Genomic DNA, 12,919 nt, shown 5'->3' with positions numbered 1-12,919 from the left:
TAATACGGAGGTTCCGATAGGGAATGATTGATCAGGATGCCTTTTGTGGATTTTTTGTATTGCCCAGGGGAGGATACGTTTTATTTTTCAGGTTCCAGTCTTCAATATTTACCAGGCCAAGTTTGGTTTTATAGTGGGTTTTGTCATTTGGGCAACGAACGGTAAATGCTCCTTTTATTTGTTCAATAATTGGTCTGGCACCGCAGTCTTTGCAGGGTTCGCAAAAAAAATTTTCCTGTATAGGAATGATGGCTCCCATGATGACTGGCTCTTATTGGTAATGGTTAATGAAATTACGAAAAAAATATATAATCAGCGTTTATTATGTTGAATAAAAGCTAATTATATACCAATCTTATTTTATAAACCAATAACTATGGGTAAAGTTTTAACAAAATTAGCCTATCATAGCCAATAATTCATCATCGCTGATGATGGGGATATTTAGCTTTTGCGCTTTCTCCAGTTTGGCTGGCCCCATATTGTCGCCGGCAACCACATAGCTGAGTTTGGACGATATGCTGCTCAGAATTTTACCGCCATTCTGCTCTATCATATCCTTCAGTTCATCGCGGGAGAATTTTTCAAACACACCTGATATGATGAAGCTTTGCCCGCTCAGTTTTTCGCTGGCCAGTTTTACTTCTTTTATCTCCACTACAAATTGCAGTCCCAGGGCTTTTAATTTTTCAATTTCTTCCCGGTGTTTTTCATCTGCAAAATAGTCAATAATGCTTTGGGCTATGCGCTCGCCAATTTCATCGGCGGTTACCAGCTCTTCCGTGGTAGCAGCCATTAGTCCGTCGATAGATTTAAAGTGGATGGCCAGTTTTTTGGCAACCGTTTCGCCAATATAGCGGATACCGAGGCCAAACAGCACTTTTTCAAAAGGCATTTGTTTGGATTTTTCGATACCATCCAGCATGTTGGTGATGGATTTATCGCCAAAGCGATCCATCTTTTTTAGCTCATCGGCATGCTCATGCAGCTTATAAATATCGCTGATATGACTAATAAACCCGCGTGAATACAGGGTTTCTATGGTCTCATCGCCCAAGCCGTCAATATCCATAGCTTTACGGCCGATAAAATGCTGCATTTTACCCACAATTTGCGGTGGACAGCCCTCATCATTTGGGCAATAAAAAGCGGCCTCGCCTTCCTTGCGCTCCAATGGGGTATCACAGGCAGGGCAGGTAGTACGATATACTACAGGCACAGCATTCTGCGCCCTTTTCTCGGGGTTTACGCTGATAATCTTCGGGATGATCTCGCCGCCTTTTTCCACAAAAACGGTATCGCCTTCGTGCAGATCCAGTCGGATAATCTCGTTGGCATTGTGCAAAGTGGCCCGTTTAACTGTGGTACCGGCCAGCAATACCGGTTTTAAATTAGCCACCGGTGTAACCGCACCCGTGCGGCCAACCTGATAGCTTACGCTCAACAGTTCGGTTTCTACTCGCTCGGCTTTAAATTTATAGGCTATGGCCCAGCGCGGCGATTTGGCTGTAAAGCCAAGCTCCTGCTGCTGCGAATAGTTATTTACCTTGATCACAATACCGTCGATATCATAGCTCAGGCCAAAGCGGTCCTTATCCCATTTGGTTATAAACTCAAACACCTCATCAATATTACCGCAAAGGCGACTATGCTCATTGGTATGGAACCCCCAGCTTTTAACTGCCTGCAGGCTTTCCCAGTGGGTTTGAAATACAAGTTTTTCTGTATACAGGAAATATAGGAAACAATCCAGCGGGCGTTTAGCAACCTCGGCCGAATCCTGCATTTTAATGGTGCCAGATGCAAAGTTACGTGGATTGGCATACGCAACTTCGCCGCTCTCCAAACGTTCATTATTGAGGCGCTCAAAGGCTTTACGGTGCATAAAAACTTCGCCGCGTATGTCAAAGTAGCTTGGGTAGTCGGTACCCTCATGCAGGCGTTTGGGTATGGTATTAATGGTGCGCACGTTAGTGGTTACCTCGTCGCCCTGTACACCGTCGCCACGGGTTACGGCGCGCGTCAGCTTACCATCCTCATAAGTTAAACTCATGGACAGGCCATCAAACTTCAGCTCGCATACATACTCAAAATTATCGCCAATAGCCTTGCGGATGCGCTGATCAAAATCAAGCAGTTCCTGTTCGTTATAAGTGTTGCCTAATGATAGCATGGGCCAGCGGTGACGGTAGGTCACAAACTCTTTAGTAATGTCGCCACCAACTTTTTGCGTGGGTGAATCCGGATCTGCAAATTCCGGGAACTCCTTTTCCAGCTTGTTCAGCTGTTCTAATTTTTTATCAAAATCAAAATCGGCAATGGTAGGCATGGCCAGCACATAGTAGTTGTAGTTGTGCTGTTTTAACTCGGTTGTTAAGGCCTTGATCTGGTTTTTGGCTTCCGCTGGTGACATAGATGCGAAGTTAAGAAATTACTTTATTCCATAGTTTACAAACTATAAACTCCATAGTGAAATTCAAATTAGTACGGGGTAGACTCACCCCCGACAATATTCCTTCTTCGCCTGTGGCGGAAAGGGGGATTTTTGTCATCCTGAGGAACGAAGGATCTATTCTACAATTGAAAAGTTCAATAATAGATGTTTCACTGCGTTCAGCATGACAAACCTGTTTTTTTCCACCCTCTTTCCTCCGCAGGCGAAGAAGGGCTGTCCAGCAAAGCGCAGATAAGGTGAGCCGACTTAAACGCTGTTTTCAACCCATACAAAATGAATAAAAAGTTCAATTATTGCTTAATGTTAAATGTTTAATTTCGTTTTGCGCAATAATTGCGACTTGTTTAATTATTATTTAACTTAAACCAAAGCACCAATGAAACAAATTAGACTACTGCTCCTGGCGGTTTTCCTGATGCCTTTCCTGGCACAGGCCCAGGTAGCCAAAAAACATCCCGCACAGCAAGCCAAAGTCCCTGCAAAAAATGCCAAAGTAAGGGGCATCAGTTATGATGATTTTGTAAAATCGGTATCAGACTTTGCTGACAGTACCAAGAAGCCCTTAGCCGACACCGCCTGGATGCTTTGGAAACAAGAAAAGTGGGCCAAACTCGAACAGTTTTTTACCGCTAACAGTCTCAATGGCGGCTGGCCGCCAAACCGCGGCGCGGTCGATCTGAAAGTTATAACCTTGCCTGCCGGGATACTCATTGACCGCTACGGAGGCTACTTTGATGCCGACAGCGTGTTCCAGGATCGTGGTACATTTGTATCCAGAACAGGCGTACCTTTTCCGAAGCGCGCTTTACCAGATAAAACACTAAATTCGCCTTACCGGGTTTATAAAATTATAAAACCTATACCTAATGTAAGGCGGGGTGTAATTATACCATGGTTCGGTAAACCGGGTTTAGGTGTTCAGTTCGAGACACCATATATCATTAATGATCTTAAAAAAGAAGGATACATCAAGGAGCAAAAAACTAAATAACACAAGCCATGATCACAAAATATGAAAAGATAGGATCACTGATCTTTGATGGAGCCGAGCAGGATGTTGTGTCCCGTTCCTTCCAACCGGATGCCGAAACAGACCTTGGCGACGCCATTGCATTTGATGATGCTGTTAAACATGATTTTGAGGATCTGCGCAGCGTTATCGGCGATGATGATTTTGAATCGATCATCAAAACCGGTGATTTTACACCCGATGGTGGCTTTTTACACCAATACCGGGGCAGCGATAACCTGAAGCTGTATTATTTCAAAAGAGGTAAAACCGTAGTTGTTTTTGCCTACGGCGAGTTTCAGCCAACGCGCTATAAGCTGTACCTGGAAGGGGTGTGGGTGATTAAGTAAAACCTGACCTGCGAACCTCAGGGTCTCCAGAAAGGGAGCCTGAGGGTATGGGAGGAAAAAAGGGTCTGTCACCTTGAGCTTGTCGAAGGCGCGCGCGCAGAGGCCAGCCCTCCATGCTTCGACGGAGCTCAGCATGACATCCGTTTTATATAAACAAGCCCTTGCAGGTAATCCTGCAAGGGCTTGTTTATAGAGCTTAAACCATTACTTATCCGTCGTTACCGATTCATTGACCACGCTCATCGGGAAGCTGACACCGCCCGGTACTTTGGGGTTGTCTTTGATATCCACTGTACCGCTGATCACCTGTTTGCTTTTTGATTCGCTGATCCAGCCAGTAACCTTATCGGCCTTAATATCGGCGGTCATAGTGCCGGTCATGTTATATTTCATGGGCATATCGCCTACCCTTTTAAAATCGTCGGTGGCGTTGGTAGCCAGTTTTCCTTCGCCATGAATTACATAGCTGGTTGGGCTGATATCGGTTAATTGATAAACCGTACTTACCTTGGCCGACATGGCGCTTTCCAGGCTGGTGTTAATGGTCCACTTATCGTTTTTAGCTACCGGTGTTTCGGGAAGAACGGCTATCGCCAGTTCAATGCTGCCTTTGATGGCTTTGGCGCCAAAAGATTGCAGAAACTGGGCCTTAATCTGCTCTTTCTGCGGACCCTGAACCTGCGGAAAACTATCCAGTACCGACGAGATCATGTTCTCCACATTCTCCACCGACTTTACCCGGCCGCTTTTGGTAAATGTCGCGGTAAAAGGTTTGTTGACCAGGCCGGCCAGGATACCCGACATAAAATCGTTCGGATCATTTTTCTTCGAATCATAGTTCACCGGACCGTTGGGGAGCTGCATTTTTAGGGCCAGGCTTTTATAGTTAACCTCCATATAATACAGCGAATCATCGGCATTCAATACTTTGAACGAGGTGGTGCCGCTAATATTGATCTCGATATGGTTATCCATCCCGTTAACGGTTTGCTTAATGGCCGATGTGGTGTTGGTAACCATATTGTAGGTATTGCCTTTCAACAGGTGCAGGGCGAGTTTTATTTTTTGCGCTTGTGATGACAGATTTATGCCAAGGATTAAAAGCAGGCTGAAAAGATATTTCATAGTGTATTTATTGCAGGCTAAAGTTATTACAAAAAATTGCAGCAAAACATAACAATTATTTAAAAGTAATTTCGTTAACTTTATAGTAATCAATGCTCTTTATATTTCATTAGTATATTTTAACAACGGAAAGGGGGTTTTTATGTTACAGCCAATAGCATTTATACCACAACACCAGTTTCATGTGTTGATCGATTTTAAGGACGATGAACGCATTGTAGCCGTTTTACCAAATGAAGCAGGACGATTCCGCGTGGTTGATCAGGGTAAAGTTATTGCAGAGGTTGATCTGGAAAAAAGCAAGCATAATTTGGTTTGCTGCCAGGGCAAGCTGGAAAATAATGTATTAGCCCAGCTGGAGCATCAGATCATACGTTATTACGAAAATCATTACGCATAGTAAAGCATACAAGAATTTGATAGTTCATGGGTGATGGCTTATGGTTCATAGTCCATGAGTTTTTATTATTCATGGGCTATCTCTTTTTTTAGGAGTGTATACCAACATTGGCGGCTCCACTAAAACAGTTGTCATCCTGAGCGATAGCGAAGGATCTTCTTCAATATGCACAGCGTACAATAGATGCTTCACTACGTTCAGCATGACAAAAGGGGCAATCAATTCTTACTCGCCGGCGGTTTGGCCAGCATGGCTTCTTTGATAAACTTAACCGGGGCGCTGCCGTAGCTCAGGAATTTTTCGTTAAAGTCTTTCAGTTTATATTTATCGCCCATTTTTATTTTGTAGGCATCGCGCAAGTCAATGATCTCTTTGTAGCCGGTGTAGTAGCTGGTGAGCTGCACGCTGCTCACGCTAACCCTTTTCCATTTACCTTCGGCTTCGGCCTGCTGCTGAAATGCTTCGGCGGTTAGTAATTTGATGGCCTGTTCCCTCGTCATGTCGCTGCTGTGCACGCTGTAATCCAATATGGTGTTACAAACCGAGCGCAGGTGCCACTTATACCACATCAGCCTCATTTCGGGCTCGTTGTTGCCGTAACCGTTATCCAGCATCATTTCCTCGGAGTATACCGCCCAGCCCTCGTTCATGGCGCCATTACCAAATACCGATTTGATGATGCTTGGCGCTTTATTGGCGTAAACACCCTGTACATAATGCCCCGGTACAGCCTCATGGATGCTCAGTATCTGGATGATATACTGGTTGTACTCGCGCAAATAGCTTTCTGCTTTCTCTGGGCTCCAGCCGGCCAGGCTGCCCACGTTGTAATACGAGTTGCCATTTTTATCATACGGGCCGGGGCCGCTCATGGAAGCACCCGCCACACCAGCCATATAACCGGGTTCTTTGCGTATAATGAGTGGCTTGGTAGGATCAAGTGTAAGCAGGTCCTTGGTTTTTACAAAATCTTTTAATTTGGGGATCAACTGCACAATGGCCGACTGAAAATCATTAGGCTTCACGTGTTTGGACGAGAGGGTATCAATCATGGCCCTGATGAGTGTTAACGTATCACCAGGCATCGCTTTGCTTCCAAAGTATTTTGGCCACAGATCGCGACTTATTTTGGCCATCTGGCTGTGCAGGTATTTTTTACGCTGCATGGCCGCGTTATAGGTTTGCTGCCCGTTGCTGGCAGCTACGTTTTCGTATTTAAATTTATCTTCATACAGATCTTTCCCCAGGCGAAAGCTGCGTGGGTGATCGTTTTTTAAAGCCTTGAGCCAATCGGTATAACCTTTGATGGCCTGCACGGCAAGCGCGGCACGATCGGTCATCAGTTTTCTTTCGGCTTTAGGTATATCTGTTTTTTTGAGCGAGTCGGCAAAATCTTTATCGATCACATCAAGCCCGCCCAGGTTTTGTTCAATGGCTAGCGAAGTAAGTTCGGCAACCGGGTTTTTAATTTGTTTCTGCGCCTCTTTGTAATAAGCAGGGACATTGGCCAGCCGCTGATAAAAGTTGCGCATACGCTTTGTGAGGGGAGCATAATGCTCATTGAGCATATAGGCGAAGGTACTGATAACGTTATATGACGATGGATCCCACTCGTATGATTTGAGGCGTTCAATTTGCCATTGAGTATAATCCAGCTGGTTTTGCATTATTTTATAATCAATCCGGTTGCTCTCGTTAAGTGTGTTCACCTCAAAGCGACTTAGCGAATCGATCTGGAATTTTACAAACTCCAGCATTTTGCTCCGGCTTTGTTCGCTGGGGATGTACAATAAGCTATCGTACTTATGATAGCCTACCGAAGTTGCCCAGTCGGGGTTCAGTTTCCATAAATGCTCCAGGAAGGAGTTTTCATAAGTGGTAAAAGCCGCGTCGTCCTTACCTAACAGGGCGCCGCTGCCGCCACCGCCCATATCTTTTTTACAGCCGGTAAAAGCAACCAGGAAAATAATAACGGCCAAAGCCAGCCTTACGAATATATTTTTTATGATCACGGGATAAAATGATTTAATAATGCACGATAAACTTAAAACATTTAACGCAAATAAATCAAACCGTAGATTAATTTGTTACTTTAACCTTACCCCAACCCTTCTCCGAGGGAGAGGGGCTTTAGAAATATAAAAAAAGAGACATGCAAATCAAAGCCCTCTCCTTTGGAGAGGATTTAGGAGAAGTTATACGATGAATACAACGGACATATTAATAAACGAACTGCTGCACCTGCTGAACGGGGGCAATGCCCATGCCGATCTTGACCGGGCGCTGAAAGGCTTACCGGCAAATTTAAGAGGAGTAAAGCCAGATAAGCTGCCTTACAGTATCTGGCAACTGGTTGAGCATATCCGTATTGCCCAGTGGGATATGCTGGAGTTTAGTAAGGATGGCAGCCATGAGTCGCCCAATTGGCCCGATGATTACTGGCCCAAAGAAACCGCCCCTAAAAGCGATGAGGCCTGGGAAAAATCAATAAAACAGATAGAACTTGACCGGGCAGAATTTATAGATCTGATCAAAACAGGTGATCTGTTCAGCAAAATACCGTATGGCGATGGGCAAACCATTCTGCGCGAAGTTTTACAGGCTGCCGATCATGAGGCTTACCATGTGGCCGAGATTGTCATGATCAGAAGGTTGTTGGGCGCGTGGTGAGCTCTCTAACCCCCCTGAAGGGGGAATTTTATTTAATATCGAACATGGGATGTTGAATATCGAATGATAAAAAAGCTTCGGGTGTTGGAGATTCGAAGTTCGTTGTCTGATACTATTTCTCCATTGCCTGTGTCCTCACAGGCAATTTAAATACAAGCTTCCTGTGAGGACACAGGCAGCGGGAGTTAAATTTGAATATCGAACATGAAATGTTGGATATAGAATAATGAGGGTGATACTTCTGTGTTGAATATTCAGAATTCGGTGTTTGATCTTATTAAGATTTTTACTTTTGCCCCAAATTTCGTATATTTATATAAATCGACAGCCCGGTTCTCTTTGATCAGAGAACCGGGCTGTTTGGTTAAAGACAAAATGCGTCAAAAATCGACTGCTTTGTATGTTGTTGTTTGAAAGTTAGTTATTTAATACTTTTTAAAGTTTTTTAAACTTATCAAAACACAGTTGTAATTTGTTAAAAAGTGTTAAAATCGATGATTTTGATAAAATTTTGCCGCTTTTTTCCCTGTTTTTGTGCAGAAATTTGTTAAAAAACGAGGTTTAAAAAGTTTTTGCAACGGTTAATTTTACAGTTTACTTCTGCTTATTTAAAAAGCTGATCAAGGCTTTTACAAATTCGGATTTTAGTGGTAGCTCGGGTTCGTTGTAGGTGGCTATATTTTTATCCCTATCGGCCGGGGCATCTTTCATGATGTGGTTCATGCCCGGGATGATGTCAAGTATGGCATCTGATTTCGCTTTCTTTAATTTTTCGGCATCGGATACGGTCACCTGCAAATCCGTTGTACCCTGAAGAATGAGGATAGGTATTTTTATCTTTTTGATTTCGCGGATAGGGTTATACCTGAACCACGACATCAGGTACTTTTGTATACTTGGCCGGGCGTAGGGATACAGGGATGGATCGATATTGTCGGTTGTTTTGCCTCTTTTCAAACTATCCAGCATGCGGTTAAAACCATCAGATATCAGGGCACCTTTTGATTTCATTTGCTCGGTCATGATCTTATCAGCCGAATCACCGGCGCCAGCTACAGAAATGAACGCTTTGACAGGCTGACCGTTAGCAGCCATCATACCAACCAATGATCCTTCGCTGTGGCCCAGGATAATGATCTTTGAAAAGCGCTGGTCGTCATTCAGCATGTTGATCAGGCCTACGGCATCGTCTACATAATCTTCAAAGCGAAGCTCATTCTCCTTGGTGGAGCTTACGCTTTGGCCAACCAGGCGTTTGTCATAACGCAGGGAAGCAAAGCCATTTTTGCCCAGTTCATTGGCTATCATTTTATAGGCGTTGCTGGCTAAACCCAATTTTGGGCTGTTGCCGTCACGATCAGTAGGGCCCGAACCGGCTATGATCAGCACGACAGGTATTTTGTCGGCAGCATTCTTTGGCATAGCTAATGTGCCAGAAATAGAGCCTGAAAAGGTTTTCAAGGTTACCGGAGATTCTGTTACGGATGGATCTGCAGGTAAAGTTGGGGTAGCTACTGCCTGAGCAGCTTCTGTTGCGGGAGCCTGGTAAGGTTTTAAAAGCAAACCGGTAAACTGTGTTTGTGAGTTTACAGAAAGATTCAATAAAAAGGTTCCTTTTTGAAAAGTAGCTTTATAAGAAGCCAATGGGGCTTCATATTTTACAAAATCAGCATCGGTAAGGTTGCCTATCTGTGATCTTAACTGCTGGGTGGTAGTCCTGAACTGTTCTGCAGGTAAAGCCGTTTTCATTTCGGTACTGAACATACTAAATATGCTGTCGGTTTGCCCGGCATTATACAACCGTTTAAACTTATTTAAAGCGATGGCATAATTAGCGGGTGCCGGTTGTGCCGCCGCTATGGTACCGATTGTAAAAAAACAGATGATCAGGATAAAAAGGCTTACTTTCTTCATGTTTATGGTAATCAAAACAGTATGGTGGTCTGTTGGGCCGAAATTAAATAAAAATTGATTGTTTTTAACTTAATTGACTATAGATGTTTATCTAAAAAAGATAACGTTTGCAGGTAACCGCTAAATTAAAAAAATAAAATAGCGGAAACATTTATTATTTAGATATCGTAAAATTATCAATATGTGATTTATATGGTTGAATATATTGTTACTATATTGCAGTACAATATAATATTAGCTTGAAGATTATAGAAAATTTCTACACTACTTATTAATGAAGGTTTTATTTGGGGGCTTATTCTCGGCATTTTTGGTCGGGATGTGTTTTTTTTCTTACGGGCAAACAAAACTTTCAGCAATACAGGGCAAAGTTCTGATGGATACCAACGAGGCAGCTGACGCTGCTACCGTGGTTTTATTAAATGCTGCAGACTCATCGGTAGTGCAGTCGGGTTTGGTGGATGCGGCCGGTAAATATGGTTTTGCTAATATCGCCCAGAATACATACCTTATTTTAGCCACCAGCATAGGCTGTAGTAAAGTTTATTCAAAACCATATAAAATTTTAGAGGGGCAAAATATAATTGCCGATAATATATTGCTGAAACGGATAAACAATCAGTTACAGGAAGTTAAAATAATAGCCAAAAAGCCTTATATTGAAGTAAAACCCGGGAAAATAGTACTTAATGTACAGAGCAGTTTAACTGCCGAAGGAAACTCAGCCTATGATATTTTACGGCAATCGCCGGGAGTACATGTTAACAGCAGTAATGAAGCCCTGATCATTAGCGGCAGACAGGCAGCCCTGGTCACCATTGATGGCAAACCAACCAACTTAACCGGCGATGACCTGGTGAACCTATTGCGCAGTATACAAAGCAGTACCATCGACCAGATAGAAATGATCAGCAGTACGTCGGCAAAATATGACGCGTCGGGCGGAGGAATCATTAATATTATTTCCAAAAAGGGTACCAATATCGGCACCAATGGATCCATTAACCTGGGTGGCGGCTATGGTAAATATTACAAAAGCCGGGCGGGCATTTCCTTTAACAATCGCTCGGCTAAACTTAATATTTTTGGCAATTATATCTTTGATGATAACAAAACCAACAGGTATATTAACACTAACAGGAATATTATTTATAACGATATTTTAAGTAATTATAACGTTGATTATAATAATATTCAAAAAAACTATAATCATAATTTCAGGCTTGGGGCCGATTATGCTATTTCGTCCAAACAAACTATCGGGGTGCTGGTGAGCGGGGTGGTGCGCGAAGATGATTTTTTGAAAGATAATGATCTGAAGATATCCAATCAAAAGCGGCTCGATTCGGTGATTATTGCCAAATCGAAATTAGACAGGGGGAGCAGCTTTTTAAATTACAATATCAACTATAATGGTACGCTGGATAAAACCGGAAAAAAACTATCAGCTGATGTAAATTATTCAACCTATCGCCGTCACTCCAACGAATATATAACCAATAATTTTTATACCCCGGCCGGTGTAAAATACCGCGATTCGTTACAATTGGAAAATCTTTCCCCGTCTGATATTCATATATGGACAGGGAAGATTGATTATGTGAATCCCCTTTCAAAAACTTCCAGACTGGAGGCTGGTGTGAAATATAATCATGTGCAAAGTAATAACAACATGGTATTTGGCCCCCTGGTAAATAATAACTACCAACCCGATCCAGACTATACCAATCGTTTTATTTATACCGAGATAGTAAGTGCGGCTTATTTAAATTATATAGGTAAAATAGGGAAGCTGGATATTACTGCTGGCCTGCGGGGCGAAAAAACAAACACCAAAGGCAATTCATCCGGAATTGATAAAAGCAGCGCGGTAAACAATATGAATAGCTATTTTAATCTGTTCCCGCAATTACAATTCAGTTATACGGTAGATAAAAAAAATGTATTAGGCCTGAGTTATAATCGTGGTATTGAGCGGCCTAATTATCAGGATATTAATCCGTTTTTGTATTATACCGACCTGTATGACTATAATTCAGGTAATCCTAACTTAAAACCGGAGTACACCAACTCGATACAACTATCACATACCTATAATGATAAATTTATAACCACCTTGTATTATAATGTAACTAATGATATTTATGACTTCCCGGTATATGAACAAGATGATTCGTCAAAGGTTAATATAGCCATCAAGCGAAACTTTGGCAGGGTATTCGTTTATGGAGCAACATTTTACGCGCCGGTTCAGTTTAATAACTGGTGGAGTGGCAATTTTAGCCTGGATGCGATGTATCAACGTTATAAATCCTATGCTATATACGGTAATTTTAACCGGGGAATGCAGGATGTTATTTTTAATACTACACAAAACTTTACATTAAGCAGCACGGTTACAGCCGAATTATCTGGCATGTATGAATCGCCAACTCTTTACGGAATTAATGAACTTAAACAACAGTATAGGGTAAACGCAGGGCTAGGTAAGCAGATATTGAATAAACGCGGTAATTTAAAACTAAGCGTTATTGATATTTTTAACAGCGACCGGTATCGATATAAGGTACAGTACCAGAATATTGATCTTACGGGTCTCGACAAAAGAGAAACCCGCAGGGTGATGATCAACTTCAGTTATCGTTTTGGTAAAACCTCTGTTAAATCGGCCAGTAAGCATACAACCGGTAGCGATGATGAACAACGGCGCACCAATGGTAATAATTAATTACCTGACGCGTAACTCGGGATATTTGCCTTTGATTTTAGTAACAAAATAATTGCCAAGGGAATCGGCACTGATGAACTTTCGATAGGCTGTAACCGGAAATCCAAAATACTGCCATACGTCGCCGCTATCCCTGAACTCTAATTCCAGTATTTTGCTTGAGGGGTCATAGCCCATGCTGTTAAGTGCCGATGATTCAACTACTTGCCGTTGCATATATGTTATAATATAAGCGGGCTAAAAAAAGTTTTAATTAATTGTTATTTGT

The 12,919-nt window shown here is 42.5% G+C and carries 11 protein-coding genes; 5 read left to right on the top strand and 6 right to left on the bottom strand.

Annotated features, from left to right (window positions below):
- Positions 1–31: 31 nt before the first annotated feature.
- Positions 32–259 (bottom strand): hypothetical protein, encoded by a 228-nt coding sequence (locus FHW89_RS18320; protein WP_172336487.1) that lies wholly within the window; start codon positions 257–259, stop codon positions 32–34.
- Between the two features lie 138 nt (positions 260–397).
- On the bottom strand, positions 398–2,413 hold the full coding sequence (gene ligA / locus FHW89_RS18315) for an NAD-dependent DNA ligase LigA (RefSeq protein ID WP_172336486.1): 2,016 nt from the start codon (positions 2,411–2,413) through the stop codon (positions 398–400).
- A 418-nt stretch (positions 2,414–2,831) separates the two neighbouring features.
- Between ligA and FHW89_RS18310 the strand changes: the two genes are divergently transcribed.
- Both FHW89_RS18310 and FHW89_RS18305 read left to right on the top strand, forming a co-directional pair.
- Positions 2,832–3,446: a TNT domain-containing protein gene (locus FHW89_RS18310; RefSeq protein ID WP_172336485.1), complete on the top strand. Its 615-nt coding sequence runs from the start codon at positions 2,832–2,834 to the stop codon at positions 3,444–3,446.
- A gap of 8 nt (positions 3,447–3,454) precedes the next feature.
- Positions 3,455–3,814: a hypothetical protein gene (locus FHW89_RS18305; protein WP_172336484.1), complete on the top strand. Its 360-nt coding sequence runs from the start codon at positions 3,455–3,457 to the stop codon at positions 3,812–3,814.
- A 204-nt stretch (positions 3,815–4,018) separates the two neighbouring features.
- Here the strand turns inward: FHW89_RS18305 and FHW89_RS18300 are convergent, their stop codons facing one another.
- Complete coding sequence (locus FHW89_RS18300) at positions 4,019–4,939, bottom strand: DUF6263 family protein (protein WP_172336483.1); 921 nt, start codon at positions 4,937–4,939, stop codon at positions 4,019–4,021.
- A gap of 142 nt (positions 4,940–5,081) precedes the next feature.
- On the opposite strand from FHW89_RS18300, the gene FHW89_RS18295 reads away from it, so the two are divergent.
- Complete coding sequence (locus FHW89_RS18295; RefSeq protein ID WP_172336482.1) at positions 5,082–5,339, top strand: hypothetical protein; 258 nt, start codon at positions 5,082–5,084, stop codon at positions 5,337–5,339.
- Positions 5,340–5,557: 218 nt separating this feature from the next.
- On the opposite strand, the gene FHW89_RS18290 is transcribed toward FHW89_RS18295, so the two are convergent.
- A complete protein-coding gene (locus FHW89_RS18290; RefSeq protein ID WP_371742466.1) occupies positions 5,558–7,351 on the bottom strand; it encodes a DUF885 domain-containing protein in 1,794 nt (597 codons plus the stop codon).
- Between the two features lie 190 nt (positions 7,352–7,541).
- Between FHW89_RS18290 and FHW89_RS18285 the strand changes: the two genes are divergently transcribed.
- A complete protein-coding gene (locus FHW89_RS18285; RefSeq protein WP_172336481.1) occupies positions 7,542–8,009 on the top strand; it encodes a DinB family protein in 468 nt (155 codons plus the stop codon).
- A gap of 594 nt (positions 8,010–8,603) precedes the next feature.
- Here FHW89_RS18285 and FHW89_RS18280 read toward each other — a convergent pair.
- Complete coding sequence (locus tag FHW89_RS18280) at positions 8,604–9,923, bottom strand: serine aminopeptidase domain-containing protein (protein WP_172336480.1); 1,320 nt, start codon at positions 9,921–9,923, stop codon at positions 8,604–8,606.
- Between the two features lie 376 nt (positions 9,924–10,299).
- Here FHW89_RS18280 and FHW89_RS18275 point away from each other — a divergent pair, with 376 nt between their 5' ends.
- Positions 10,300–12,651, top strand: a complete 2,352-nt coding sequence (locus tag FHW89_RS18275) for an outer membrane beta-barrel family protein (protein WP_172336479.1) — start codon at positions 10,300–10,302, stop codon at positions 12,649–12,651.
- Here FHW89_RS18275 and FHW89_RS18270 read toward each other — a convergent pair whose 3' ends face one another.
- The gene (locus tag FHW89_RS18270; protein ID WP_172336478.1) at positions 12,652–12,867 is read right to left on the bottom strand and encodes a KTSC domain-containing protein; all 216 of its coding nucleotides are present in this window, start codon (positions 12,865–12,867) and stop codon (positions 12,652–12,654) included.
- Positions 12,868–12,919: the final 52 nt, after the last annotated feature.

It is taken from the genome of Mucilaginibacter sp. SG564 (genome assembly GCF_013149275.1).
In the GTDB taxonomy this organism is placed as follows: domain Bacteria; phylum Bacteroidota; class Bacteroidia; order Sphingobacteriales; family Sphingobacteriaceae; genus Mucilaginibacter.
Note: the sequence above shows the minus strand (reverse complement) of the source record. Positions and strands in the feature narration are given on the sequence as shown.

What these genes read in the sequence shown, in the direction of transcription:
- FHW89_RS18320 (WP_172336487.1), bottom strand. Translation starts at nt 259, where the DNA reads ATGGGAGCCATCATTCCTATACAGGAAAATTTTTTTTGCGAACCCTGC.
- ligA (WP_172336486.1), bottom strand. Translation starts at nt 2,413, where the DNA reads ATGTCACCAGCGGAAGCCAAAAACCAGATCAAGGCCTTAACAACCGAG.
- FHW89_RS18310 (WP_172336485.1), top strand. Translation starts at nt 2,832, where the DNA reads ATGAAACAAATTAGACTACTGCTCCTGGCGGTTTTCCTGATGCCTTTC.
- FHW89_RS18305 (WP_172336484.1), top strand. Translation starts at nt 3,455, where the DNA reads ATGATCACAAAATATGAAAAGATAGGATCACTGATCTTTGATGGAGCC.
- FHW89_RS18300 (WP_172336483.1), bottom strand. Translation starts at nt 4,939, where the DNA reads ATGAAATATCTTTTCAGCCTGCTTTTAATCCTTGGCATAAATCTGTCA.
- FHW89_RS18295 (WP_172336482.1), top strand. Translation starts at nt 5,082, where the DNA reads ATGTTACAGCCAATAGCATTTATACCACAACACCAGTTTCATGTGTTG.
- FHW89_RS18285 (WP_172336481.1), top strand. Translation starts at nt 7,542, where the DNA reads ATGAATACAACGGACATATTAATAAACGAACTGCTGCACCTGCTGAAC.
- FHW89_RS18280 (WP_172336480.1), bottom strand. Translation starts at nt 9,923, where the DNA reads ATGAAGAAAGTAAGCCTTTTTATCCTGATCATCTGTTTTTTTACAATC.
- FHW89_RS18275 (WP_172336479.1), top strand. Translation starts at nt 10,300, where the DNA reads ATGGATACCAACGAGGCAGCTGACGCTGCTACCGTGGTTTTATTAAAT.
- FHW89_RS18270 (WP_172336478.1), bottom strand. Translation starts at nt 12,867, where the DNA reads ATGCAACGGCAAGTAGTTGAATCATCGGCACTTAACAGCATGGGCTAT.